The 25208-nt window shown below is 40.1% G+C and carries 24 protein-coding genes and 2 tRNA genes; 10 read left to right on the forward strand and 16 right to left on the reverse strand.

Annotation, left to right across the window (positions count from 1 at the left end):
- Positions 1-67: 67 nt before the first annotated feature.
- Entirely contained in the window at positions 68-1300 is a 1233-nt protein-coding gene (locus tag F908_RS09790) for a multifunctional CCA addition/repair protein (protein ID WP_005161085.1), read from the forward strand.
- A gap of 68 nt (positions 1301-1368) precedes the next feature.
- On the opposite strand, the gene tsf is transcribed toward F908_RS09790, so the two are convergent.
- Both tsf and rpsB read right to left on the reverse strand, forming a co-directional pair.
- Positions 1369-2247 carry a translation elongation factor Ts gene (tsf, locus tag F908_RS09795; protein ID WP_005161087.1) on the reverse strand — a complete coding sequence of 293 codons (879 nt, stop codon included), beginning with the start codon at positions 2245-2247 and terminating at the stop codon, positions 1369-1371.
- Positions 2248-2384: 137 nt separating this feature from the next.
- On the reverse strand, positions 2385-3137 hold the full coding sequence (gene rpsB, locus F908_RS09800) for a 30S ribosomal protein S2 (protein WP_004661273.1): 753 nt from the start codon (positions 3135-3137) through the stop codon (positions 2385-2387).
- Positions 3138-3359: 222 nt separating this feature from the next.
- Between rpsB and map the strand changes: the two genes are divergently transcribed.
- From map to F908_RS09820, 4 genes are all read left to right on the forward strand, one after another.
- A complete protein-coding gene (map, locus tag F908_RS09805) occupies positions 3360-4184 on the forward strand; it encodes a type I methionyl aminopeptidase (protein WP_005161089.1) in 825 nt (274 codons plus the stop codon).
- 194 nt (positions 4185-4378) lie between these two features.
- Positions 4379-5434 (forward strand): OmpW/AlkL family protein, encoded by a 1056-nt coding sequence (locus tag F908_RS09810; protein ID WP_005161091.1) that lies wholly within the window; start codon positions 4379-4381, stop codon positions 5432-5434.
- A 389-nt stretch (positions 5435-5823) separates the two neighbouring features.
- The gene (locus tag F908_RS09815) at positions 5824-7173 is read left to right on the forward strand and encodes an MFS transporter (protein ID WP_005161093.1); all 1350 of its coding nucleotides are present in this window, start codon (positions 5824-5826) and stop codon (positions 7171-7173) included.
- Positions 7174-7261: 88 nt separating this feature from the next.
- The gene (locus F908_RS09820) at positions 7262-8476 is read left to right on the forward strand and encodes an alginate export family protein (RefSeq protein WP_005161094.1); all 1215 of its coding nucleotides are present in this window, start codon (positions 7262-7264) and stop codon (positions 8474-8476) included.
- A gap of 195 nt (positions 8477-8671) precedes the next feature.
- Here F908_RS09820 and F908_RS09825 read toward each other — a convergent pair whose 3' ends face one another.
- A complete protein-coding gene (locus F908_RS09825) occupies positions 8672-9856 on the reverse strand; it encodes a trypsin-like peptidase domain-containing protein (protein ID WP_005161095.1) in 1185 nt (394 codons plus the stop codon).
- A 195-nt stretch (positions 9857-10051) separates the two neighbouring features.
- Between F908_RS09825 and F908_RS09830 the strand changes: the two genes are divergently transcribed.
- The 4 genes from F908_RS09830 to F908_RS09845 all read left to right on the forward strand — a co-directional run bounded on the left by F908_RS09830 (position 10052) and on the right by F908_RS09845 (position 11888).
- Entirely contained in the window at positions 10052-10810 is a 759-nt protein-coding gene (locus tag F908_RS09830) for a Nif3-like dinuclear metal center hexameric protein (protein ID WP_005161102.1), read from the forward strand.
- A 144-nt stretch (positions 10811-10954) separates the two neighbouring features.
- Entirely contained in the window at positions 10955-11581 is a 627-nt protein-coding gene (locus F908_RS09835; protein WP_005161104.1) for a superoxide dismutase, read from the forward strand.
- 146 nt (positions 11582-11727) lie between these two features.
- Positions 11728-11803 (forward strand) — tRNA-Asn (locus F908_RS09840).
- 9 nt (positions 11804-11812) lie between these two features.
- Positions 11813-11888, forward strand: a tRNA-Asn gene (locus F908_RS09845).
- A gap of 111 nt (positions 11889-11999) precedes the next feature.
- Here F908_RS09845 and F908_RS09850 read toward each other — a convergent pair.
- The 11 genes from F908_RS09850 to F908_RS09900 all read right to left on the reverse strand — a co-directional run bounded on the left by F908_RS09850 (position 12000) and on the right by F908_RS09900 (position 21293).
- Complete coding sequence (locus tag F908_RS09850; protein ID WP_005161106.1) at positions 12000-12656, reverse strand: MiaE family protein; 657 nt, start codon at positions 12654-12656, stop codon at positions 12000-12002.
- Between the two features lie 4 nt (positions 12657-12660).
- Positions 12661-13389 carry a pyridoxine 5'-phosphate synthase gene (gene pdxJ / locus F908_RS09855; RefSeq protein WP_005161107.1) on the reverse strand — a complete coding sequence of 243 codons (729 nt, stop codon included), beginning with the start codon at positions 13387-13389 and terminating at the stop codon, positions 12661-12663.
- A 55-nt stretch (positions 13390-13444) separates the two neighbouring features.
- Positions 13445-14152, reverse strand: coding sequence for a DNA repair protein RecO (gene recO, locus F908_RS09860; RefSeq protein ID WP_005161109.1), 708 nt, complete (start codon positions 14150-14152; stop codon positions 13445-13447).
- Positions 14153-14161: 9 nt separating this feature from the next.
- Complete coding sequence (locus F908_RS09865; protein ID WP_005161113.1) at positions 14162-14359, reverse strand: NF038104 family lipoprotein; 198 nt, start codon at positions 14357-14359, stop codon at positions 14162-14164.
- A gap of 26 nt (positions 14360-14385) precedes the next feature.
- The gene (gene era, locus F908_RS09870) at positions 14386-15411 is read right to left on the reverse strand and encodes a GTPase Era (RefSeq protein WP_005161120.1); all 1026 of its coding nucleotides are present in this window, start codon (positions 15409-15411) and stop codon (positions 14386-14388) included.
- Positions 15412-15415: 4 nt separating this feature from the next.
- Positions 15416-16111, reverse strand: coding sequence for a ribonuclease III (gene rnc / locus F908_RS09875; RefSeq protein ID WP_005161122.1), 696 nt, complete (start codon positions 16109-16111; stop codon positions 15416-15418).
- Entirely contained in the window at positions 16080-16457 is a 378-nt protein-coding gene (locus F908_RS09880; RefSeq protein WP_005161125.1) for a DUF4845 domain-containing protein, read from the reverse strand. The genes rnc and F908_RS09880 overlap by 32 nt, the downstream gene beginning before the upstream one ends.
- 28 nt (positions 16458-16485) lie before the next feature.
- Entirely contained in the window at positions 16486-17349 is an 864-nt protein-coding gene (lepB, locus tag F908_RS09885) for a signal peptidase I (protein ID WP_005161127.1), read from the reverse strand.
- A 20-nt stretch (positions 17350-17369) separates the two neighbouring features.
- The gene (gene lepA, locus F908_RS09890) at positions 17370-19187 is read right to left on the reverse strand and encodes a translation elongation factor 4 (protein WP_005161129.1); all 1818 of its coding nucleotides are present in this window, start codon (positions 19185-19187) and stop codon (positions 17370-17372) included.
- A gap of 157 nt (positions 19188-19344) precedes the next feature.
- Positions 19345-19803, reverse strand: coding sequence for an acyl-CoA thioesterase (locus F908_RS09895; protein ID WP_005161133.1), 459 nt, complete (start codon positions 19801-19803; stop codon positions 19345-19347).
- Positions 19804-19916: 113 nt separating this feature from the next.
- On the reverse strand, positions 19917-21293 hold the full coding sequence (locus tag F908_RS09900; protein ID WP_005161136.1) for a Do family serine endopeptidase: 1377 nt from the start codon (positions 21291-21293) through the stop codon (positions 19917-19919).
- A gap of 374 nt (positions 21294-21667) precedes the next feature.
- Here F908_RS09900 and nadB point away from each other — a divergent pair, with 374 nt between their 5' ends.
- Positions 21668-23305, forward strand: coding sequence for an L-aspartate oxidase (gene nadB, locus F908_RS09905; protein ID WP_171063583.1), 1638 nt, complete (start codon positions 21668-21670; stop codon positions 23303-23305).
- A 223-nt stretch (positions 23306-23528) separates the two neighbouring features.
- On the opposite strand, the gene tmk is transcribed toward nadB, so the two are convergent.
- Together tmk and mltG are read right to left on the reverse strand one after the other, a co-directional pair.
- Positions 23529-24128 carry a dTMP kinase gene (tmk, locus tag F908_RS09910; RefSeq protein WP_005161142.1) on the reverse strand — a complete coding sequence of 200 codons (600 nt, stop codon included), beginning with the start codon at positions 24126-24128 and terminating at the stop codon, positions 23529-23531.
- 8 nt (positions 24129-24136) lie between these two features.
- Positions 24137-25207 carry an endolytic transglycosylase MltG gene (gene mltG, locus F908_RS09915; protein ID WP_005161146.1) on the reverse strand — a complete coding sequence of 357 codons (1071 nt, stop codon included), beginning with the start codon at positions 25205-25207 and terminating at the stop codon, positions 24137-24139.
- Position 25208 lies beyond the last annotated feature (1 nt).

Raw genomic sequence — 25208 nt, forward strand, 5'->3', positions numbered from 1 at the left:
AGCTATGCTTAATGCTTGAGAAAACCTCTATTCTGTAGCATGATTGTGTGAAGAATAGAGGTTTTTTATGCAAGTTTATTTAGTAGGCGGTGCTGTTCGAGATCATTTACTCGGTCGCCCCTATCACGAAAAAGATTATGTTGTGGTTGGAGCAACACCTGAACAATTATTATCTCAAGGCTACCAACCCGTTGGAAAGGATTTTCCTGTATTTCTTCATCCAAAAACAAAAGAAGAATATGCACTAGCGCGTACTGAAAGAAAATCAGGCATTGGCTATCACGGATTCCAATTTTTTACTGATACCACTGTTAAATTAGAAGAAGATTTAATTCGCCGTGACCTAACAATTAATGCAATGGCAATGGATGAAACTGGACAAGTTTATGATCCATATGGTGGTCAAAAAGATCTTGATCAGAAAATCCTACGCCATGTTTCAGATGCATTTACAGAAGATCCCTTACGTGTGCTACGTGTTGCTCGCTTCGCTGCTCGTTATGCTAGTTATGGATTTGAAATTGCAGAAGAAACTTTGCAATTAATGAAAAGAATTGCCAATTCAGGGGAACTGAATGCTTTAACACCTGAACGTGTATGGAAAGAGACTTCTCGTGCATTAATGGAAGATCATGCCGATATCTATTTTCAAACATTAAGAGATTGTGATGCACTAAAAGTACTGTTTCCCGAGATAGATGCATTATTTGGTATTCCTCAACGCCCAGAGTACCACCCTGAAATAGATTGTGGTGTACACACCTTAATGGCACTAAAACAAGCTTGTCAGGCCAACTATGGACTAGATGTACGTTTTGCTGTCTTGGTGCATGATTTAGGGAAAGCACTTACTCCAACTGAGGAATTACCACGGCATATCATGCATGAGGAACGTGGATTAGAACCCGTTACAAACGTATGTGAACGCTTGAAAGTTCCCACACATCTGAAAAATTTAGCTTTAATTGTTTGCAAAGAACATCTGAAATGCCATCAAATCAAAAATTTGAAACCTGGTACTGTATGGCGTTTACTACAGCGCTTGGATGTTTTACGAAAACCAGAAAAAGTCATTGCTTTTGTGCAGGCTTGTGAATGCGATGCTAAAGGTCGATTAGGTTTAGAAGATCGCCCTTACCCACAAGCACAGTATATTTTGGATGCCATGGAGATTGTTCGGAATATTAGAGCACAGGATTTACCAGAACATGTTCAAGGTGCAGAAATTGGCGAAATGCTCATTCAGTATCGGATTGAAGCATTAGCAAAACTTAAAGAAACACATGACGAACAATTTTAAAAAATTAACATAAATAAAAACCCAGTCATAATGACTGGGTTTTTTAACTTTTACTGATTCAATAAAAATTATTGAGCAGCAGCAGCTTGAGCAGCAGCAACTTCGTCAGCAAAGCTCATTTCAGCTTTCTTCTCAATACCTTCACCTACTTCGAAGCGAACGAATTGAGCTACATTGGTACCAGTTGCTTTCAATACATCAGCAACTTTCTTGTCGTTGTCGATTACATACATTTGACGGTCAAGTGCAACTTCGTTCAAGTATTTGTCAACTGAACCACTTACCATCTTCTCAACGATGTTCGCTGGCTTACCAGATTCCAACGCTTTCGCTTCAGCAATTTCTTTCTCTTTCGCGATCAAGTCAGCTGGAACAGCTTCTGCATTTACAGCAACTGGGTTGAACGCAGCAACGTGCATTGCAATACCTTTACCAGTGTCAGCATCACCTGTGTAAGATACAACCACACCAATTTTTAAACCGTGCTTGTAAACAGCCAAGTTTTCGCCTTCAACGATTTGAGCACGACGAACCTGGATGTTTTCACCGATTTTTTGAACAAGCGCAACACGAGCTTCTTCTACAGTCGCACCGTCTTCAAGCTTAAGTTCAGCAATTTTTGCAGCATCAGTTTCATTTGCAGCAAGCGCAGCAGCAGCAACCTTATCAGAGAAGTTTTTGAAGTTTTCGTCTTTTGCAACGAAGTCAGTCTGACAGTTAACTTCAACAAGAATTGCTTTATTACCGTTTTGGATGATAGTAATCGCACCATCAGCAGCAATGTTACCTGCTTTTTTAGCAGCTTTTGCTTGACCTGATTTACGAAGGTTATCAATCGCAAGTTCAATGTCACCGCCTGCTTCTGTTAATGCTTTTTTGCATTCCATCATTGCAAGACCAGTACGGTCACGTAATTCTTTTACCATGCTTGCAGTAATTGCAGTCATGTTGATCTCCTAAAATCGGTAGAAAATAAATCTGTTCAACAAAAACGGCCCAAAGAAACTCTGGACCGTTTGCAATCTCGACGCTTAATTTGCCACCATTACATGTCGCAAAAATGACAAGCTTGCGTCAAACCGCATTAAGCCTCAGAAGCGTCTTTTGCAGCGTCATCGCCTTTAGCTTGTGCATTCGCTTGTGATTGAGCATATTCTTTACCAGCAAGAATTGCATTTGCCATAGCTGATGCATATAAAGTTACTGCACGGATCGCATCGTCATTACCAGGAATAACATAATCAACGTTATCTGGGTTAGAGTTTGTATCAACGATACCGATTACAGGAATACCTAAGTTTTTCGCTTCTTTGATTGCAATCGCTTCGTGATCAACGTCGATTACAAATAATGCGTCAGGTAAACCACCCATGTTTTTAACGCCGCCTAAAGCTCGTTCAAGTTTTTCCATCTCACGAGTACGCTCTAAAGCTTCACGTTTAGTAAGCTTAGCAAAAGTACCATCTTGAGATTGAGTTTGAAGATCTTTTAAACGGTTGATAGATTGGCGAAGTGTTTTCCAGTTCGTCAACATACCACCTAACCAACGGTGATCTACATAAGGTTGACCAGCACGTTGAGCTTGTTCACGGATGATGTTAGAAGCAGCACGTTTAGTACCAACGAACAATACTTTGTTCTTTTTGCTTGCAAGATTGTTAACAAAGTTCAAAGCATCATTTAACGCAGGAACAGTGTGCTCAAGGTTGATGATGTGAATTTTGTTACGCGCGCCGAAAATATATTGACGCATTTTTGGATTCCAAAAACGAGTTTGGTGACCAAAGTGTGCGCCTGCTTGAAGAAGGTCGCGCATGCTTACGTTGTAATCTGCCATTTTCTTTACCTTAAAGTTTGGGTTAGGCCTCCATATATCCGCATTCTCCACCTATTGCTAGGCACCCAGAGTAATGTGACGATATATGTGCGGATTTTTGATAACTATTCATCAGTTTTTCGCACAACTTTTATAAGCAAAATTGTCACGAAAAGCATTTGATAAAATAGGCGGCTATTTATACCATAGACGCTTGCAAATTACCAAAAGTTTTTAGAGATCATGAACACGACTTATACAGCTCCTCGTCGATTAATCAAAACGCCCGAAGAAATTGAAAAGATGCGTGTTGCAGGAAAACTAGCGGCTGAAATTTTAGACATGATTAAACCGCATATTAAAGCGGGAGTGAGTACTTTAGAACTCGATACAATCTGTCGTAACCATATTGAAAATGTACAACAGGCAATTCCTGCCTGTGTGGGCTATGGCGCTGCACCAGGTCGCCCTGCTTTCCAGCATTCCATCTGTACTTCAGTCAACCATGTGGTTTGTCATGGTATTCCCTCTGAAAGTAAAGTTTTAAAAAATGGTGATATTCTCAATATTGATGTAACAGTCATTAAAGATGGTTATCACGGTGATACCAACATGATGTATATCGTTGGTGGAGAGACTTCTATTCTTGCAAATCGTCTCTGCCAAGTTGCGCAAGAAGCCATGTATCGTGGTATGGCTACGGTTAAACATGGCTCATATCTTGGCGATATTGGACATGCAATCCAACAATATGTTGAGTCTGAACGTTTTAGTGTTGTGCGTGAATATTGTGGTCATGGTATTGGCAATGTTTTCCATGATGAACCACAAGTTTTACACTATGGTCAGAAAGGTACGGGTATGCGCTTAGAAGCAGGCATGACGTTTACGATTGAGCCAATGGTCAATGCAGGGGTTTGGCAAACAAAACTTTTAGGTGACAAATGGACTGTGGTTACTAAAGACCACAAGCTTTCAGCTCAATATGAACATACCATTTTGGTAACAGAAACAGGCATCGAAGTACTTACTGCTCGCCCTGAAGAAGATTTATCTCGTTTTATGTAATTTATTTCGTTAAAGAAAAGCTACTTCGGTAGCTTTTTTTCATATTCATAATTTCTTCATTAATTCATCTAAATCAAACAAAAGTCTTCATAAGCATAACAATTTTAAATTTTAACTAAACAAACCATTTAGTAAAAAACGTTATTTTTATCAGAATAAAAAGTTCCTTATAAATCGGACATGGAGTCCTCACTATGAAAAAACGCATGCTATGCATTGCAGTAGGAATTGCTGCAACCCTACCCACTATGAGCTTTGCGGAGTCACCTTATTTTAGTTTAAAAGATGGAGATGGTTTCAAACGTTTCTCTCTTTCAGCTGGTTGGTTACATGCCATGCCACAAGGTTCTGCAAATCCTATTAATATCAATACGACTGTAGCTGAGGGAACACAATCTAAAGTAGGTGATGTGTCTAAACAAGCCGTACTAGATGCAGCAGTCAAAGATTCCAATCCTATCGTTTACGGTGCGATTAATTTATGGCCAACCGATACTGTATCGGGTCTTGCAACAGGTACAGCTACCATTAAAGGATTATCTAACTGGCAAAGCCAAGGAACAGGTTTAGAAGCAGACAATGTAGATACCGTTGGTATTATGGCAAATTATCACTTTACTGATAATTTATCTCTAGAGATTAAGGCCGGAATTCCTCCAAAAGTTGATATTAAAGGGAAAGGCGACATATACGCGCCATTAAGTGGATCAGCAAGTACTATTTTAGGTGATATTGACTTAAAACAGGATCTTCATATCACAGATCTGACCCAAGGAGGCAAAGCAGCAACTGCACGTGCTTGGCTACCTGCGGTAGAACTCCATTACCAGTTTGGTAAATCAGGCGTCAATAAATTCCGACCTTACGTTGGAGCAGGTGTGATGTATGCTTATTTTAATGATCTTAAAATGAACTCGGGCATAGAATCTGATTTAGTAAAAGCTGGTCACATGATCCAAAATATCCATGACGGCAAAGCAGGAGCTGCCTTAGATGGTAAGACATCATCAGCAGATCCTATTGTCGAATTGGAAGCGACTGATACTTTTGCTCCGATTGTCACAGTAGGCGCAACTTATGATTTCAATCCAAATTGGTTTGCCGTTGGGTCAGTTTCTTATTCAAAAATGAATAATGAAGCAAAAATTTATGTGACTGACCGCAATACAGGTAAAGAGTTGATCCAAGCAAATACTAAAATTGATATAGACCCACTTATTACTTATTTAGGCGTTGGCTATCGTTTTTAGACAAAACTTTAAAAAACAGCTTCGGCTGTTTTTTTATTTATCGCCACCTTTTAAATCATCATTCATAAAAAACATGCACCAATTGCAATCATTTTCGAAATAATGAAGACACATAAATATCAATAAAGCATATGAGATTCATTGATAAATAGCATTCATCAATACAAATAATATTATAAATATAATTATATATTTATAATCATGTAGTTAATTTTAAATTTTGATCAAATTTATTTTTTGGCACACCCCTTGCTTAGTAACAAGCATCATGAATCAACGATGATTCATAAAAAAATTTGCTGACGGCCAATGAAGTCCGTTCTGTTCGGTTTGTGTATGCAGAAATATTGCATAGCAAAAATATATTTCGTTCAGTTCAGGGGAAGGTTATGTCTTCAAAAATGAATCTAAATGCTAAAAAAGCAACTGAAATAAAATTATTTAGCTTTTCAACGCCCGCCATGCGTGCTTTTCATATGACTTGGCTCGCATTCTTTGTATGTTTCTTCGCTTGGTTTGCTTGTGCACCCTTAATGCCAGTCATCAAAGGTGAATTTAATCTAACCAAAGACCAAATCGCAAACATCAATATCGCTGCGGTTGCAATCACAATTCTGATCCGACTCATTGTTGGTCCACTCTGTGATAAATATGGACCACGCAAAACCTATACTGCTCTTCTCATTGTTGGCAGTATCCCTGTTTTCGGTGTTGCAGCAGCAAATACTTATGAATCGTTCTTGTTTTTCCGTCTCTTGATTGGTGCAATTGGTGCGAGCTTCGTCATCACCCAGTATCATACTAGTGTCATGTTTGCACCTAATGTTGTTGGCACAGCCAATGCGGCTTCTGCAGGTTGGGGAAATGCGGGTGGAGGTGCGACACAAGCAATCATGCCATTAATTCTCGGTGCAATTGTGATGTTTGGCGTTGAACAAGCAATGGGTTGGAGAATTGCGTTGCTTGTACCTGGCATTATGATGGTAATTGTTGGTGTACTTTATTGGAAACTTACACAAGACTGTCCACAAGGTGACTTTAAAGAATTACGCGCAAACGGTGTTGAAGTTGGTAGCGGTAAAAAAGGTGGTGTTGCTATCTTAATGCAAGCTGCTCGTAACTATCGTGTTTGGATTCTATTTGTTTCTTACGCAGCATGTTTCGGTATCGAAATCTTCATTCATAACATTGCGGCAATGTACTATGTCGACCACTTCAACATGGGTTTAAAAGAAGCAGGTTTAACTGCGGGTATCTTTGGTCTACTTGCCTTATTCGCTCGTGCTTTAGGTGGAATTGTTTCAGATAAAGTTGCGATTTCAAAAGGTTTAGATGGTCGTACAAAAGTATTATTTATTCTTATCTTATGTGAAGGCTTATTCCTCATTCTCTTCTCACAAATGAATACTGTAGCTCTTGCTATTATTAGTATGACTGTCTTCGCGCTATTCACGCATATGTCTTGCGGAGCAACTTATGCTTTAGTTCCTTTCATTGACCGTAATGCACTTGGTGGTGTGGCGGGCATTATCGGGGCTGGTGGTAATGTTGGTGCGGTTGCAGCAGGCTTCCTACTTAAAGGCTTACTAGATGTTCAAACTTGCCTCATGATTTTAGGTAGTCTTGTAACTGTGGCCGCTTTCGGTGTCATTCTCATCCGCTTCTCTGTAGAACATAAAACGAAAGAACAACAACTGTTTGACCAAGCTGTGCTTGAACGCAACTCTATCACCTCTTAATCATCATTCACTTAGTGCGGGGAAACTTACCTTTCCCCTACACAATCTAAATTAAATCCAGAAATTATAATCTCTCAGGGGTCTCAATATGAAATTGAATCTTCTTAGCTTTGCTATGCTCAGTGTTTTAACAACTACGGCATTTGCCGCAGATAACTTTTTAAGTCAAACTAAATTTTCTCTCGATAGTCGCCTACGTTACGAATTGGTTGACCAAGATAACCAACTAAAAAATGCTGATGCCTGGACTTTGAGACTACGCCCTTCACTGGAAACTGACTCTTGGCATGGCTTAAGCGCATTTGTGCAAGGAGAAGGAACTGTCGAAATTAATGATCATTTCAATAGCACACGTAATGCTGAAACAAACTACAGTACAGTCCCTGATCCTAAAAACCTACAATTGAATCAAGCTTATTTAAAATATGCTTATAGTCCAAAGTTTGATTTAAGTATTGGTCGTCAAGCTATTAATTTAGATAATCAGCGCTTTGTAGGCTCCGTAGCTTGGCGTCAAAATGATCAAACCTTTGATGCGATTAGTTTAAATATTAAACCTTGCAAAGAGTTTGGCTTGTATTATGCCTATATTGATCAAGTCAATACTATTTTTGGTAGTGAAGATGTAAAACCTAAATTTGTAGCAGCCCAAGATGGTAAACAAAACAGTCAAATTCACTTAATTCAAGCTAAAATGAATTACAACCCATTGTTGAACGCAACACTATATGGGTATTTGATGGATTTCGAGGATTTAAGTGCTTGGTCAAATCAAACCTATGGCTTACGCTTAACAGGTAAGAAAAACAATTTTAGATACGTTGCTGAATATGCCAAACAAAGTGAATATGCTGAGCAACCTATAAATTATGATGCTGATTATTATGGATTAGAATTAGGTTATAGCATCACGGATCAAGGCTCAGCACTGGGTGAAATCACACTTGGCTATGAAGTGCTTGGTAGTGATGATGGAAAAATTGCATTTCAAACCCCATTGGCGACTAAACATAAGTTTAACGGATGGGCTGACTTATTCTTGACCACGCCCGTGAATGGTTTAACTGACTTGTACATTTCATCAAGTTTTAATGTATTTGGTAAAGGTAAATTAGGCACTGAACTACATCAATATCGTAGTGATGAAAAAAATATGAATTATGGTCAAGAATTCTCTATTTCTTATTCTCATGCTTTGCCTATTAAAGGTTTGTCTGCCCTAGCAAAATTCTCAGATTATCAAGCGGAAGATTTTTCTGTAGATACTCAAAAGTTATGGTTGCAAATGGATTATAAATACTGATATTGAGTCGTTGTAATCTAATTATAAAAAAACTGTCATCAAATCATCAAATTTCGATGGTGTAATAAAAAATAAAAAACTCCAAAATTTGCAAAAAGCTTGCTGATCGACCTTTATCAGCAAGCTTTTTTCTTTTCATAAATAAAAAGGCTACCTCAGTAGCCTTTCATATTCAAATTAAATCATAAGATCATATTAGTCTTGAGGCTTAGGCAATGGGATATATTGCGACTGCGCGTTTTGTTGGGTTTTTCTCTCTCCAACTTTAACTTGCATGCTCTGTTGCTTACCATCGCGTTCAACCATCACATCAATCACACTTTGTGGTGCTTGCAATGCAACATAGTTGATTAAATGTGAAGCTGAAGTAATTTGCTCATTATTGACTTGAATAATTTTATCGCCGCGTTTTACACCTGCAGCATCTGCTGGACCATCACGCAAGACATCAGCAACAACGACTCCAACAGGTTTCGCAGCCAATACGTCCTCATCCATGGTATTAGGAATTAAGCTAATACCTAACCAACCACGAACAACTCGACCATCTTTCAAAATTGAATTTAATACTTGCTGACAAATTTTCGCTGGAATTGCAAAACCAATCCCTAACGAACCGCCTGATTGAGAGAAAATCGCAGTATTTACGCCGATTAAATTCCCCGCAACGTCAATTAATGCACCACCTGAATTACCTGGATTGATCGCCGCATCAGTTTGAATAAAGTCTTCATAGGTATTGATACCTAAATCTGAACGACCTGTCGCCGAAATAATCCCTTGCGTAACTGTTTGTCCCACGCCAAATGGATTACCGATTGCAAGTACAACATCGCCAACTTCATTGCCACTAAGTTTAAACGGTAGGACAGGAAGCTTGTCTAACTCAATTTTAATCACAGCTAAATCAGTATCAGGATCTGTACCAATGACTTTCGCTTCAGCACGACGACCATCATGCAATGCCACCACAATATGCTCTGCCTGAGCTATCACATGATTATTCGTTAGAATATAACCATCTGCACGAACGATAACACCTGAACCTAAACTATTTTCATTTTGAGGTTGTTGAGGGGCTTGATTACCAAAAAACTCACGAAATACAGGATCATTCAATAAAGGATGATTCATCTGTTTCACTTTCTGAGTGGTAAAGATATTCACCACAGCAGGCGCAGCAACTTTTACGGCAGCACTATACGAAACAACACCACCTGTTCGAGTTGTATCAATCAGAGGTTCAACCTTTTCAGCAGGCATTTTGACGCCATCAGCAGCGACTGTTGGTTTCGGCTGATGTGATTTCTGCCAAGCCAGAAAACTAAATATAACAACAACGAGTAAAACCCAAGGTAACCATGTAAATGCACGGCGCACGTTTATTATCCTCTAGGCAAAATTATGTTATGGACAAGTTTATTTATTGAAGAAGAACAACAACTTTCAGATATTGTAAAGTAAATTGATTTAAAGCAATGTAAAAGTTAAAAAAGTTTTGTCTAGCTTTAGTTACATTTAAAAATATGCTTTTATTAAGCTGAATCTATAAATGTCATTCAGTTGAGGAATCGCATGGCAAATTTGCATGATATTGTGCAATGGTGTAATCAAACTTTAAAAGTTAGTGATTTTAAAGATTACGCCCCCAATGGCTTACAAATTGAAGGCACGCCTGAGGTAAATAAAATAGTCTGTGCTGTTACAGCCTCAGAAGATGCAATTAATGCAGCTATTGCGCAGCAAGCAGATGCCTTACTTGTCCATCATGGTTACTTTTGGAAAGGTGAAGCCTACCCTATTACAGGTATGCGTGGTAATCGAATCAAAAAATTAATTCAGAACAACATCTCTTTGATCGCTTACCATTTGCCTTTAGACTCACATCCTACACTTGGCAATAATGCCGCAATTGCAGATTTAATCGGTTTACAAAATCTAGAAGCTTTAGATCCATTCGAAAAGCATCCGATCGGGAATATAGGCTATTTGGAAAGTCCATTAAGCCCAGAGCAATTTAAAACAAATTTACAGGCTATTTTTGATTTTAATGTAATTCATTTGCCGAGCGAGAAAACTCAAATCCAAAAAGTAGGATTTTGCACAGGCGGTGCTCAAGATTTTATCAATAAAGCAGCAGAAAAAGATTGTGATGCTTATATTTCTGGCGAAGTGAGTGAGCGTACTTTTTATGAAGCCAAAGAATTAGGGGTTCATTATTTTGCCTGTGGTCATCATGCAACTGAACGATATGGCGTACAACGTCTTGCTCAAGCAATTACAAATCAGTTCGCTGTAGAAACTATCTATTTCGAACTAAATAATCCGATTTAATAGAATTGACAAATCCGATTTTATTTATCGTTTTTAATTGGACCTTTATTGTATATCGTTCTTTAAAAGACTGCCCTATTATGTTTGGAATCATTTACAATAGAGCCACTTAACGTAAAACCCAGCAATTGCAAGGATTGGAACATGACAACCATTACTTTACCTGCACTTCCATATGGCTATGATGACTTAGCTCCGCACATTACTCGCGAAACTTTAGAATACCATCACGATAAACATCACAATACTTATGTTGTTAACTTAAACAACCTAATCAAAGGCACTGACCTTGAAGGTAAAACTTTAGAAGAAATCATCAAAGCATCTGCTGGTGACGCTTCTAAAGCAGGTATCTTTAACAATGCTGCACAAGTATGGAACCACACATTCTACTGGAACAGCATGAAGCCAAACGGTGGTGGTAAACCAACTGGCGCAATCGCAGCTAAAATCGAAGAAGCTTTTGGTAGCTACGAAAAATTTGCAGAAGAATTTACTGCTGCTGCAACAACTCAGTTCGGTTCAGGTTGGGCTTGGTTGGTTGCTGATGAAATCAATGGCAAATTATCAATTACCAAAACTTCAAATGCAGACACTCCGCTTGCTCATGGTCAAATTGCGGTATTAACCATTGACGTTTGGGAACATGCTTACTACATCGACTTCCGTAACTTACGTCCAAAATACATCGCAACTTTCCTAGAAAACCTAGTGAACTGGGACTATGCAAATGCAAAACTTGCTGGTCAACCAGCAGGTGTTGAGAAATAATTTTTATTTCTTGAATAAAAACTGCCCACTTCGGGCAGTTTTTTTATAATTAAAAATTAAAAAGCATATTTATCAAGCAAACGATTCATTTTATTTATTATTCTTATTGACGCATCTGAAATTCATCCCTAAAATGCGCATCAGATTCTCCAATAGCTCAGTCGGTAGAGCGACGGACTGTTAATCCGCAGGTCCCTGGTTCGAGCCCAGGTTGGAGAGCCAATCTACTATTCTTCCATAGCTCAGTCGGTAGAGCGACGGACTGTTAATCCGCAGGTCCCTGGTTCGAGCCCAGGTGGAAGAGCCAAGATTCTAAAAATCCCCGATTATTGATCGGGGCTTTTTTTATTACTTAATAACAAAAATGACCAATAAAAAAGCTCCTGATCAACAGAAGCTTTTTGTCTTTTAAATCAGCTTAGGCGGCGACCGGCGTTGGCACACCGCTGTGGAAACGGAACGTATCATCTGGAGTTAAAATCAGATTTTTTTCCACTTCACGGATATATTCAATACGTTGCTGGATCGTCTCTTCTGGATCTTTAAGTTTCGCCGTTTTTGCAACATCTAAAGCTAAAGCCAAATAATCCTCAAAATGACGAGATTCAGACTTAAGTAAGTAGCGGTAGTAACGCCCTAGCTCATCGTCCACAACAGGTGCCAGCGCATAAAAACGTTCACACGAGCGTGCTTCGACAAATGCACCGATAATCATCACATCAATTAAAGCCTCAGGCTCATAGGTACGGATTTCTTTACGTAATCCACCTGCATAGCGCCCTGCACTCAACCCCTTCCACTCTTGGCCGCGTTTGTTCATGAATTCCAAAACCTGCTCATAATGCAGCATTTCTTCACGTACCAATTGCGCCAATTTCACTTGCAGGTCTGTAAAGAAACTATAGCGGAACATCAAGTTCATTGCTGTACTCGCCGCTTTTTTCTCACAGTTGGCATGGTCTTGCATTAAGATGTCCAGATTATTAATGGCTTCATCCAACCATGCCTGAGGAGTCGTACAACCCAAAAATGCAATGACAGGTTGCATTAACTCATCATAATTTACACTACTCATCAACTTATCTCGCAGCAGCCTGAATCGCTGCTTTCATATCTGTTACTGCTTGAGTCAAACCAACGAATACACTATCGGCAATAATCGAATGACCAATGTTGAGTTCATAAATTTGTGGAATTGCTGCAATTGCTGCCACATTATCCAAATTCAAACCATGCCCGGCATTCACAACCAAACCTTTAGCTGCTGCATACTCAGCACCTTTGATAATACGAGCTAATTCAGCTTGTTGCTGATCAGCTGTCTCGGCATCAGCATAAGCACCTGTATGGATTTCAATGGTTGGTGCACCACATGCGACAGCTGCGTCAATTTGTGCAAAATCTGCATCGATAAACAAAGACACATCACTGCCAATCGCTTTCAGTGCTTCAGTTGCCGCCTTCACTTTTTCAAAATGCCCAATCACGTCCAATCCACCTTCGGTGGTCACTTCTTGACGGCGTTCAGGCACGAAACACACATGCTGGGGTTGAATCTCTTTGGCAAACGCAACCATTTCATCAGTTACCGCCAATTCCAAATTCATACGTGTTTTTAATAATGGACGCATACGACGTACATCATCATCTTGTATATGACGGCGATCTTCACGCAAATGTAAAGTAATCCCCTCAGCACCAGCCTGTTCACACAACAAAGCAGCCTGAACTGGATCAGGGTAAGTTGTACCACGTGCTTGTCTTAATGTCGCAACATGATCAATGTTTACACCTAAGATTGCAGCCATAAAAAATATCCTATCGGTTTAGCCCTGAATCATTATTTTCAATACATCAGGAATATCAAGTTTGTGTACTTTGAATCCAAAGTTGACGGCTTTTCAGCGGTCGATCACCCAACAAGGCGCTAATCATTTGACGGTATAGTTTACCCAATAATTGCAATTGTTCGTGAGAAAAATCCTGCCCATCTTCATAACTTTGCATGGATGTAATCAATCTACCATCAAGTGTTGAACTCGAAGCTTGCGAAACTGGTAAAAAACCATCATTGAGCTGAAATTGATAATGTTGGTTGACCTGAATGTCTTGTTGACTCGCATCTGTTGAGAAATCAATGGCGTAGCCAAGTTCCACCAATAGTACATGCTCAAATTGACGTAAAATCTGCCGAAGAAATACAGCAGCTTGTTCGTGTGTCGCCAATTGCTGTAACAGCACTAAAATCAACTGATATTGTTCAAATGTTTGCGGCATCATCTCTTCTAAGGGACATAGTCGCAATAGAATTTCATTTAAATAAAAACCAGCAAAAAATGCATCACCATGAAAGAATACAGGTTGATTCAGAATTTCCAGTTTTGTGAAGTTTTTTAGTTCAGATTTGCCTGTAGCTTGCAGACGAATAGGCTGATATTGCGGCGGTGGGGTCTGTCTTAGAATCCCATCCACCCGACCATATTCTTGTGTAAATAAATGCACAATATGACTTTTTTCACGATATTTACGATGATGAATCAAATAACCATGTAGGACTTCATTGCGCATCATAGTACGAGACTAGTCCTTCTTTTTCTCATCCTTTTCTTCATCATCGTCATCGGGAATCACTGCGCCAACAACCGCAGCAGTTCCTTTAACAACACCTTTGGTGGTCTTATAAGCAACTTTAACAGGTACAGTCACAAGCTTGTGAATACAGCCTTGCAACATGAATACACATGTCACGATCGCGAGTATCCGAAGTGTTGTTTTCATACCTGTTTCCGCTATCTTAAATGAGATTAAATATCGCTATAACCCAAGCTTTTTAGTGCACGCTCATCATCAGACCAACCACCTTTGACTTTCACCCAAAGCGTTAGCATAATTTTTTGCTCAAACATTTTTTCCATATCTGTACGTGCATCCATGCCGATGCTTTTCAGCTTCGCACCTTTATCGCCAATCACAATAGCTTTTTGCCCTTGGCGTTCTACAAAAATGGTCGCATCAATATACGTACAAGGTGGTTTTAAACGACCTGTTTTTTCATTTACAGCCGCTTCTTCAGTTTTAAATGATTCAATTTGAACCGTTAAATCATATGGAAGCTCTTCACCTAACTGACGCATAATTTTCTCACGAATGATTTCACTTGCAAGGAAACGCTCAGAACGATCGGTAATCTGATCTAATGAATACAAAGGTGGTTGATACGGCAGATATTTCTCAATCGTGTCACGTAAATGATCTAAATTCGCACCACGCAATGCTGAAACTGGAACAATTTCAGCAAAATTCATGAGCTTGGCACGCTCTCGAATCAGTGGTAAAGCCTCATTTTTATTTTCGAAGGTATCTAGCTTATTGATCACAAGGATCACTGGCATATCAGCATTTTTAAGTTTTTCCAAAACCAATTCATCGTTTTGAGTCCACTTTTGTGCATCAACCACAAATAAAACCAGATTCACATCACGCAATGCTGAATGTGCAGCGCGGTTCATCATCTTATTGATGGCACGCACTTCTTTTTTATGCATCCCTGGCGTATCGACGAATACGGCTTGGGATTTCTCACGCGAATCAATCCCCACGATTTTATGACGTGTAGTTTGTGGCTTACGTGAAGTAATCGATAGTTTTTGACCCAAGATATGATTCATCAAAGTTGACTTGCCCACGTTTGGGCGACCAACGATGGCAACAAAACCGCTTTTAAAATCTGAAGGAATGGTCGTTCCTTGAGAACTAAAAAATTGATCAACTAGATTATTGCCATCTTGCTGTTCAGTTGCTTCTGGCTTATTTTCTTCTGAATGAGACATCAGGTTATTGCTCCAATAATTTTAAAATCTCTGCCGCTGCCGTTTGTTCGGCAAAACGACGACTTGAGCCCTCGCCTATAATTTTTGGCAATCCCGCTACATCACATTCCACTTTGAAATGTTGATTCGGGGCATCACCCTGAATATCTACAACCTCGTAAACTGGGAGAGGTTTTTTACGTGCTTGTAAATACTCTTGCAAACGTGATTTAGGGTCTTTCAGCTGATCGGTCGGTTCGATATGATCAAGATATGGTTCATACCATTTTAACACAATGCGTTCGAGCAAGTTGAGATCATTACTGTCTAAATAAATAGCACCAATGATTGCTTCAACGGTATCCGCCAGAATTGACTCTCGGTGATGTCCACCCGATTTTAACTCGCCTGTGCTTAAAATTAATGACCGACTCAATTGTAAGTCATTTGCAATTTTCCCCAATGCTTCCTGACGAACCAAGGTCGCACGCATACGCGTTAAACGCCCTTCATTTTCAAGTGGGTAGGTATGGTAAAGATAATTGGCAACAATCATCCCTAATAATGAATCGCCTAGAAATTCTAGGCGTTCATAATTGTGCTTTTGACTCACAGAACGATGGGTCAATGCCAGTTTCAACAAATCAAGCTGTTTAAACTGGTGACCAATTCGCCCCTGTAAACGGGTATCATTGAGCTTGTTTGGCAGATTTTTGGTCAAAGGTTTTCTCAAAATTCATCACTAAACTAATATTCAGCATAAAAGGCTTACGCACTTCATACTTTTTCTTAACAATTAAATCATCTTTATAAGTAACCTGTGCAACATCCTTGAAACGAAGATCCCGAACCCCATTCATATCCAGACGCTGATCCATCTGAGCTGCGAACTTAGTTGGTGTAATATTCTCGGGACTATCCTTTAATAGACCTTCAATTTGAGAATCTATAATTCGATCATCCCAATATGCTGGCCAGATTGCGATCGATGCCTTTACAGCAATCGCAAATAAAACCACCCCAAATAAAATTGCAATATACGAAGCCCCTTGCTGAGATTTACGCATCTTTAGTATGTCCTATACGTTTTATTTATTAGTCAATCTTACCATTTCGGCTGAAACTTGGAAGATTGAAACCAGGTTCTTTATGCATCCAAACATAAAAAGCACGGCCTGTTAAGTTTGCTTCAGGGACAAATCCCCAAAAACGGCTATCTGCGCTTTGGTCACGATTATCCCCCATTGCAAAATATTGGCCTTTGGGAACAGTTACTTCCCAATCCTGCCCATTACTTTGAATAAAGACATCATTGGCTTTCGCTACAAATGGCACTAACGCTTCTGCACCCTTTAACTGGGCAAATTGAAACTGTTCAGCCAAAGGATTACGGCCATCTAAATAACGAATTAAATGCTGGTGTTCACCTAATGTTTCTTTAAAGTAATATACAGTTGGAGTTTCAAGTTGGTCTTTCTCACGTTTAACTTCAGTGGCAACTTTTGCAATTTGCTTTCCGTTAATAATTAATTGTCCAGCTTTAAACTGAATGTGGTCACCAGGCAAACCCACTACACGCTTGATATAGCTAATCGTTGGTTGTGGTGGATAACGAAATACGATGACTTCACCACGCTTTGGTTCGCCAACATTGATAATCTTACTATTCACAATTGGTAAACGTACACCGTAATCAAACTTATTCACCAAAATAAAGTCACCTGTTTCAAGAGTAGGTACCATAGAATCAGATGGAATATTAAACGGCTCATAAAGGAAAGAACGCAGCACCAGCACAACTGCCAATACTGGCCAGAAATCATACGCCCATGTGATCACAAAGTTTTCCTGATCACGTCCCTTGTTTGCACGTTGTTTTAGTACCAACTTGTCAAGCAACCACACCACAAAGAAAATCAGTGTAACTGGAACGAGAATCAAATTAAAATCAAAATCCATGAGCGATTCCTAAGTCTTTTCTATCGATCAACTTTTAATACAGCCAAGAACGCTTCCTGTGGAATTTCGACACTTCCCACCTGTTTCATGCGTTTCTTACCTTCTTTTTGTTTCGAAAGCAGTTTCTTCTTACGAGACACGTCACCACCATAACATTTTGCCAAAACGTTCTTACGCATGGCTTTCACAGTGGAACGTGCAATGATTTGCGCGCCAATGGCCGCCTGAATCGCCACATCATACATTTGTCGGGGAATCAGGTCTTTCATCTTCTCAACCAGTGCGATACCACGATGGCGCGCATCCTGACGATGGCAAATCATTGCCAGAGCATCCACCTTTTCGCTATTAATTAACACATCAACCTTAACCAGAGATGAACTTTCAAAACGGACAAAGTTATAATCCAGTGATGCAAAACCACGAGAACATGATTTCAATTTGTCAAAGAAATCCATGACCACTTCTGCCATTGGAATTTCAAAGGTAATAGAGACTTGATTACCGAGGAATTTCATATCTTTTTGCACACCACGGCGCTCAATACATAGCGTCATGACATTACCGAGATATTCCTGTGGCACAAGGATATGACACTCGGCAATCGGTTCACGCAAATCTTCTACTGTTGAACCATCTGGCATTTTTGACGGGCTATCAATATAGATGGTTTCACCTTTTTTGGTGAGTGCCTCATAAATTACAGTTGGTGCTGAACTGATCAGGTCAAGATCATATTCACGTTCCAAACGTTCCTGCACAATTTCCATATGCAGCATTCCCAGAAAGCCACAACGGAAACCAAAGCCTAAAGCATCAGAGCTTTCTGGCTCAAAGAATAAAGCCGAATCATTAATTTGTAATTTTTGTAGCGCTTCGCGGAATGGTTCAAAATCACTGGCATCAATTGGGAAAAGCCCAGCATAGACCTGTGGCTTCACTTTCTTAAAGCCTGGAAGTGTTGCAACATCTGGCGTAGAGGCAAGCGTGATGGTATCACCCACTGGCGCACCAAAAATATCCTTGATCCCCGCAATCACAAAGCCAACTTCACCCGCTTCGAGAATGTCAGTTTCGGTATGTTTTGGATTAAACACACCTACTGACGTGACAGGATGAGTTTGACCTGTCGATTTAACCAGCATCTTGTCGCCCTTGCGGATACGACCCTGTTTAATACGGACAAGCGAGACAACCCCCAAATAGTTGTCAAACCATGAGTCAATGATCAACGCTTGCAACGGGGCATCGCGATCACCTTCTGGTGCTGGAATTACATCAACCAGACGCTCTAAAACACCCTCAACCCCTAAACCTGTTTTTGCGGAACAGGTTGGCGCATCGGTTGCCTCAATCCCGATAATTTCTTCAATCTCATGGATGACACGCTCAGGTTCAGCCTGAGGCAGGTCAATCTTGTTCAGGATAGGCAATACTTCAAGCCCCTGCTCAATGGCGGTATAACAGTTTGCAACAGATTGAGCCTCAACTCCCTGTGCTGCATCCACCACCAGCAACGCGCCTTCACACGCAGCCAATGAACGTGACACTTCATAGGAAAAGTCAACGTGCCCTGGGGTGTCAATAAAGTTGAGCTGGTATTCCTGACCATTTGGGTGGGTATAGTACAAGGTGACTGATGCAGCCTTAATGGTAATCCCACGTTCACGCTCAAGCTCCATGGAGTCTAATACCTGAGCCTGCATCTCACGATCCTGTAAGCCGCCACACATCTGAATAAAACGGTCTGCCAGTGTTGACTTGCCGTGGTCAATGTGTGCAATGATCGAGAAATTGCGTATATTTTTGATATCTACGGATTTTTTAGCTTGCGCCATGGGTTACCTTGAGAAAATAGAACGCCCGATACTTAAAAGAAGCAATGAGCCAAAGCGGTTTAACAAAATTGTTGCCGATTATAACAGAACAGCTTTTCAAAGTATCCAAAATAATGCGTTTCATTTAAAGGCTTCATGCTTCACGCATTATCTGGATTCACTCCATAGCAGCATAGGAAATTGAAAAATCCATCGGATTCAGGTCAACTGGAATGGGCTGGTAGGCATGGATAAAACTGGGTGACATGCGTTTGGGACGACCTGTGGCAATTTCAATACAGGCCCATTTGGTGTTGCCAACAAACAAGATATTTTGATCTTTTGGACGATAAAATACGTACTGGCGAGAAGAGTACAATGCATTAATATCATCCAGCCATGTCCGCAAAATAACCTCCTCCCCCTCAAGCGCAGCCTTACGATACTGCACATGATGCTCAACCGCGACCATCGCATGTTTAAGTTGTATATATTCTGCCAGTCCCAAGCCCAGAGTTTTGATATGCGACTCGGCAACATCCTGCATCCACTGGATATACACCACGTTGTTAACGTGTCCAAGTACATCAATATGTTCTGGCTGAACCTGTATTTTTAAATCAAAAATAGTACTCATATTTCTGGGGATTCATTATCAAAACTTGATTGCATACACTAGTCCAAACACATCTTCATTACAAAATAAAAAACCACTCCAAATATGGGAGTGGCTTTAAAAATCAGGATGAGTTACTGAAGACGTAAACCGACAATCGCACGTTGCCCCTGACGGACAATCACAATACGAGCCACACTATTTTTCGGTAATGCCGCAATCGCATTGGCAAATGCCTGACTATTGGCAACAGGTGTGCTGTTGACTTGTACAATCACGTCACCTGCAACCAGATTCGATAATGAAGCCAAACCGCCTCGCTTCACATCACGAATAATTGTACCACCGCGAATATTTAAACTGGCTTTTTCTGCCTCGGTCAAATCACGGATACCCATCCCTAACCCATTGGCTGGATTGTTTTTATCTTCAGCAGCAGGTGTATCATCTGGTGCGGTACTTAAAGTCGCAGAAATGGTACGGATCTTGTCATCCCTCAGCACTTCCAACTGAATGGTCTGGTTTGGCGCTATACGGTTTAAGCGATAAATCAGGTCGCTGGTACGGCTAATGCTGTTTCCATCCAGTTTCAGAATCACATCACCTGATTTTAAACCTGCTTTTTCGGCAGGTGATTTTGGCGAAACCTGATTAATCAATGAGCCTTCTGGTTTTGGCAATTTATAGGCATCCGCCAAATTGCGGTCAACATCCTGCAACATCACGCCCAGATAAGAACGGGTGACTTTGCCAGTGGTTTTCAACTGCTGCACAACATCCATCGCCACATCAATTGGAATGGAGAATGACAGCCCCATATACCCCCCCGTACCACTAAAGATACGCGAGTTTACACCGACCACCTCACCGCGCTGGTTAAACAATGGGCCGCCAGAGTTACCTGGGTTTAATGCGGCATCAGTCTGAATAAATGGAACTGATGTTTCACCACTCATATTACGGGACTTTGCACTGACAATACCTGCCGATGCTGAATAATCAAACCCAAAAGGAGAACCAATCGCCAACACTGGCTCACCCACTTTTAGCTGATTTGAATCACCAATTCTCAGTTCAGGAAAACTCGCGCCATTCACTTTCAATAAAGCAATATCGGTGCGCTCATCACTTCCAACCAGAGTTGCATCAAGCTCACGGCGGTCATTTAAGGTAATGGTAATACGTGAAGCATCATCAATAACATGACGATTGGTGAGTAGATAGCCATCCTTACTGATAAAAAACGCACTGCCGTAAGCAGTTTTTTCCTGTGGCCCCTGCTGTTGGGGAATAATCACCTGATTACCAAAAAAACGGCGTAAAATTTCAGGAACCTGTTGCTGCAACAACTCTTCCTGAGTCATTTTCTTGACAACATTGACACTCACCACAGCAGGACTCACCTGCTCAACGAGACTAGAAAAATCTACTGGCGATGCAGCATTAACCTGAGCAGCTGCCACCGTAAATACCGCAGCATACATTCCTTGTTGTAAATAGCGACTTTTCATGAAGCAAGAACCTACATACTGATGATCAAATAAAATTCAAGATTATGTTTTTATCATAACCCCACCACTCTTTTCGTAAAAATATGTTTATATTTTCAAAGCATACAACGAAATGGAATGACGGAATGTGAATAAATTGTGGAGTTTTTCCTACATCTTTATCCCCAATCCTGTTTTATCATGCAAAGCCTTAAAAACAGATTAAAACAGTGTACCAAATCGTAATTAACCTATATTTATATAGTTCCACTAAAAGAATGGTGAACAATTAAAAGCACTTTATTCGCAAAAAAATTGAGCAATTCTAGGCAGATTGGCACTTGCCTTTTTCATTAAAAAGCGTTGTTATTAGCGAACGTTTGAAAATGAAGCAGATCGTCATGCCTGATTTAGAAACAATTCACCATTTTGATGTGATTATTGTAGGCAGTGGTGGTGCGGGTTTAAGCCTCGCACTCTCTTTACCAAGTCATTACAACATTGCAATTTTGGCAAAAGCTGAGCTCACAGAAGCCAGTACTTTTTATGCTCAAGGTGGTGTTGCTGCGGTACTGGACGAGACTGATTCCATTCAACAACACATTAGTGACACTATGATTGCAGGCGCATATTTATGTGAAATGGATGCAGTCAAACATACCGTTGAGGGTGGCAAACCTTCTGTTGACTTCCTGCTGAAACAAGGCGTGCAATTCACACTGGATGATGATGAGCAATTACACCTAACTCGTGAAGGTGGTCATTCACAACGCCGTATCATTCATTCTGCTGATGCAACAGGTAAGGCAATTTCAACCACGCTTGTTGAACGTGCTAAAGAACGTAAAAATATTACAATTTTTGAAAATTATATTGCGATTGACCTCATCACACTACACAAGCTTGGTCATCAAGACAAAAATAATCGTGCGATTGGTTTATATGCATTAAATGAAAAAACAGAACAAGTTCATACATTCTTAGCCCCCTTCACAGCTTTGGCCTGTGGCGGCGCAATGAAAGCTTATCTCTATACCTCTAACCCCGACATTGCAACAGGTGATGGTATCGCAATGGCTTATCGAGCTGGTTGTCGTGTTGCCAATATGGAATTTAACCAGTTCCACCCCACCTGTTTATACCATCCTAAAGCACGTTCGTTCCTGATTACCGAAGCCATGCGTGGTGAAGGTGCTTATTTACGTTTGCCTGATGGTGAACGTTTTATGTTACGTCTTGACGAACGTGCTGAACTTGCGCCACGTGATATTGTTGCACGTGCAATTGACTATGAAATCAAACGTCTAGGTATTCGTCATGTTTGGTTAGACATCACACATAAATCACCTGAATTTATCACTGAGCACTTCCCTACGCTTTACGCACGCTTGCTCGAACTTGGGATTGATATTACCAAAGATATGATTCCTGTTGTTCCAGCAGCGCACTATACCTGTGGTGGTGTCGTTGTAGATGAGCATAGCCAAACTGACTTAGATGGTTTATATGCGATTGGCGAAACTTCATATACTGGCTTACACGGTGCTAACCGTATGGCAAGTAACTCACTGCTTGAATGTTTCGTTTATGGCATGAGTGCAGCGGAAGATATTCAAAACAAACATAATATTAGCTTTGAATTTCCAAATGTACCGTCTTGGGATGAGTCTCAAGTGACTGATGCCGATGAAGATGTTGTGATCTTACAAAATTGGGATGAATTGCGTTCAACCATGTGGAACTATGTGGGTATTGTTCGCACCACTAAACGTTTGCAACGTGCTTTACATCGTATTGAAATGTTAAAACGTGAAATCAACGAATATTATCAAGGCTACCGCGTCAGTAAAAACTTGATTGAATTACGTAACCTCGTTTTAGTTTCCGAAATGATAGTACGTTGTGCGATGGAACGTAAGGAATCTCGTGGTTTGCATTACACGTTGGATTATCCTGAGCTTTCTAATGAAATTCGCAAAACGGTGTTAACGCCACCGAATTTTAAAGTGGAACAGTTGTTGGTGAATGAGTAATACTTTTAAGTTTTTGGAGCTTTTCAAGACAACTTAAGGCTATTATTTACTATCGAGGTAGGCGACATGGATGTCGCCCGTTGAGCTGCGGTATCAAGGATGTACCGTCAGCTCAACAAAGGATTTTTGTTACTTTTCATCCTTGAAAAGTAAGGCATAAGTAATAGAGTTCAAAGCGTGATTTCAAAATTTTTCAACAATAAAGATTGAGAATATAGCTATTTTATTTCAAATACCGCAAAGCCTCTTCAAACACCAAATCCGCATTCTGAGTCGCATCCAAACGCTTGATCCGTTCAGGCTCTGCTTGCCACAAGGTCTCATAACCCGCACGCACTTTGGCAAAGAAACTCAACTTCTCTTGCTCAAAACGATCCAATGCCCCACGCTCTCGCGCACGAGTCATCCCCAACTCAATCGGCGCATCCAACCAAAAGGTAATATTCGGCATTTTCGTCACAAAAGTTTGATTTAATAATTGCAACTTTTCCTGACTTAAACCACGTCCAGAACATTGATATGCAAAGCTGGCATCAGTAAAACGATCACTTAAAACGATCTTACCTGCATTTAAAGCAGGGATAATGACTTGTTGTAAATGTTGCGCACGTGCTGCATAAATCAATAACAACTCAGTATCATGACTCATTTGTTCTTCGTGATTCACCGCTAATAATAAAGAGCGAATCTGTTCAGCTAACGGCGTTCCACCCGGTTCACGCGTCAAAACGACTTCTTTACCTTGCTGTTCAAAGTACTGATGAATTTTACGGATGAGTGTCGTTTTACCTACACCTTCCGTACCTTCAAAACTAATAAACATCATTCATCCTACTTTTGCTTTGCACGTAACGCAGTTAAATATTCTTGAACTGCATGATTATGATCTTCTAAAGAAGCTGTAAATTTATGCCCACCATTACCTGTGGCAACAAAGTAAATATTTTTAGCATCGTCTGGATGCATTGCTGCTTCAATCGCTTTTTTACTTGGCAATGCAATCGGAGTTGGCGGCAAACCATTGATCGTGTATGTATTATAAGGCGTTGCTGTCCGTAAATCATTGCGAGTGATATTACCCTTATAATTATCCCCCATACCATAAATTACGGTTGGATCAGTTTGTAGACGCATACCGATTTTTAAACGACGTACAAACACACCTGAAACTTGCTCTAGTTCACTATCTAAACTGGTTTCTTTTTCAATAATCGAAGCCATGATTAAAGCTTGATATTTATCGTTATAGGGTAAGTTCGGTGCTTTTTTTGCCCAAGCTTCATCTAATGATTTCATTTGGCGACGATATAAATCCGTTAAGATTTTCTTATCTGTTTCGCCCTTGGCAAAGAAATAAGTATCTGGTGCAAATAAACCTTCAGGGTGTGAATAAGGAATATCTAAAGCTTTTAATAATTGGTCTTGAGGTAGATCTAAAATAGTCTTGCTAACATTCGGATCTTTCTTTAAATTCTGTAGCAATTGTTTAAAAGTTGTCCCTTCAATCACCAAAATACGATTCATCTGTGCATTTTCAGCATCAGATAGCATATCAAGTACTTGACGAACACTCATCCCTTTATTGATTTCATACACACCAGCTTTCAAACTGTCATGAATCATAAATTTTTGATAAATCTTTAAAATAATAGGGAAATTAACTTTATTTTCTTTGGCTAGATGATCAATAAATTTTGAGTAAGTATCTCCCGAAGAAATGACTAGAACCTGCTTTTTCCCTTCGACTGGATAGTTCTTAAATAAACTTGCCCAAAGCACACCGAGTACGAGCAAAAAAAAGACAACGATTACAATCAATAAGGCTTTGATAGGAAACTTAGACTTCGGTTGAGCTTTTGGCTTTTTCTTTGTTTTGGCTGGGGTTGTTGGTGGCTTTGGCATA

Origin of the sequence: Acinetobacter sp. NIPH 284 (genome assembly GCF_000369425.1) — a bacterium.
Lineage (GTDB): Bacteria > Pseudomonadota > Gammaproteobacteria > Pseudomonadales > Moraxellaceae > Acinetobacter.

Excerpts from the sequence above, each read along its gene's own strand:
- F908_RS09810 (WP_005161091.1), top strand. The coding sequence starts at position 4,379 with ATGAAAAAACGCATGCTATGCATTGCAGTAGGAATTGCTGCAACCCTA.
- recO (WP_005161109.1), bottom strand. The coding sequence starts at position 14,152 with ATGATGCGCAATGAAGTCCTACATGGTTATTTGATTCATCATCGTAAA.
- F908_RS09880 (WP_005161125.1), bottom strand. The coding sequence starts at position 16,457 with ATGCGTAAATCTCAGCAAGGGGCTTCGTATATTGCAATTTTATTTGGG.
- lepA (WP_005161129.1), bottom strand. The coding sequence starts at position 19,187 with ATGGCGCAAGCTAAAAAATCCGTAGATATCAAAAATATACGCAATTTC.
- F908_RS09820 (WP_005161094.1), top strand. The coding sequence starts at position 7,262 with ATGAAATTGAATCTTCTTAGCTTTGCTATGCTCAGTGTTTTAACAACT.
- pdxJ (WP_005161107.1), bottom strand. The coding sequence starts at position 13,389 with ATGGCTGCAATCTTAGGTGTAAACATTGATCATGTTGCGACATTAAGA.
- era (WP_005161120.1), bottom strand. The coding sequence starts at position 15,411 with ATGTCTCATTCAGAAGAAAATAAGCCAGAAGCAACTGAACAGCAAGAT.
- tmk (WP_005161142.1), bottom strand. The coding sequence starts at position 24,128 with ATGTTTATTAGTTTTGAAGGTACGGAAGGTGTAGGTAAAACGACACTC.
- F908_RS09830 (WP_005161102.1), top strand. The coding sequence starts at position 10,052 with ATGGCAAATTTGCATGATATTGTGCAATGGTGTAATCAAACTTTAAAA.
- F908_RS09790 (WP_005161085.1), top strand. The coding sequence starts at position 68 with ATGCAAGTTTATTTAGTAGGCGGTGCTGTTCGAGATCATTTACTCGGT.
- F908_RS09835 (WP_005161104.1), top strand. The coding sequence starts at position 10,955 with ATGACAACCATTACTTTACCTGCACTTCCATATGGCTATGATGACTTA.
- F908_RS09900 (WP_005161136.1), bottom strand. The coding sequence starts at position 21,293 with ATGAAAAGTCGCTATTTACAACAAGGAATGTATGCTGCGGTATTTACG.
- lepB (WP_005161127.1), bottom strand. The coding sequence starts at position 17,349 with ATGGATTTTGATTTTAATTTGATTCTCGTTCCAGTTACACTGATTTTC.
- rpsB (WP_004661273.1), bottom strand. The coding sequence starts at position 3,137 with ATGGCAGATTACAACGTAAGCATGCGCGACCTTCTTCAAGCAGGCGCA.
- map (WP_005161089.1), top strand. The coding sequence starts at position 3,360 with ATGAACACGACTTATACAGCTCCTCGTCGATTAATCAAAACGCCCGAA.
- tsf (WP_005161087.1), bottom strand. The coding sequence starts at position 2,247 with ATGACTGCAATTACTGCAAGCATGGTAAAAGAATTACGTGACCGTACT.
- F908_RS09815 (WP_005161093.1), top strand. The coding sequence starts at position 5,824 with ATGTCTTCAAAAATGAATCTAAATGCTAAAAAAGCAACTGAAATAAAA.
- F908_RS09865 (WP_005161113.1), bottom strand. The coding sequence starts at position 14,359 with ATGAAAACAACACTTCGGATACTCGCGATCGTGACATGTGTATTCATG.
- mltG (WP_005161146.1), bottom strand. The coding sequence starts at position 25,207 with ATGCCAAAGCCACCAACAACCCCAGCCAAAACAAAGAAAAAGCCAAAA.
- F908_RS09895 (WP_005161133.1), bottom strand. The coding sequence starts at position 19,803 with ATGAGTACTATTTTTGATTTAAAAATACAGGTTCAGCCAGAACATATT.
- F908_RS09850 (WP_005161106.1), bottom strand. The coding sequence starts at position 12,656 with ATGAGTAGTGTAAATTATGATGAGTTAATGCAACCTGTCATTGCATTT.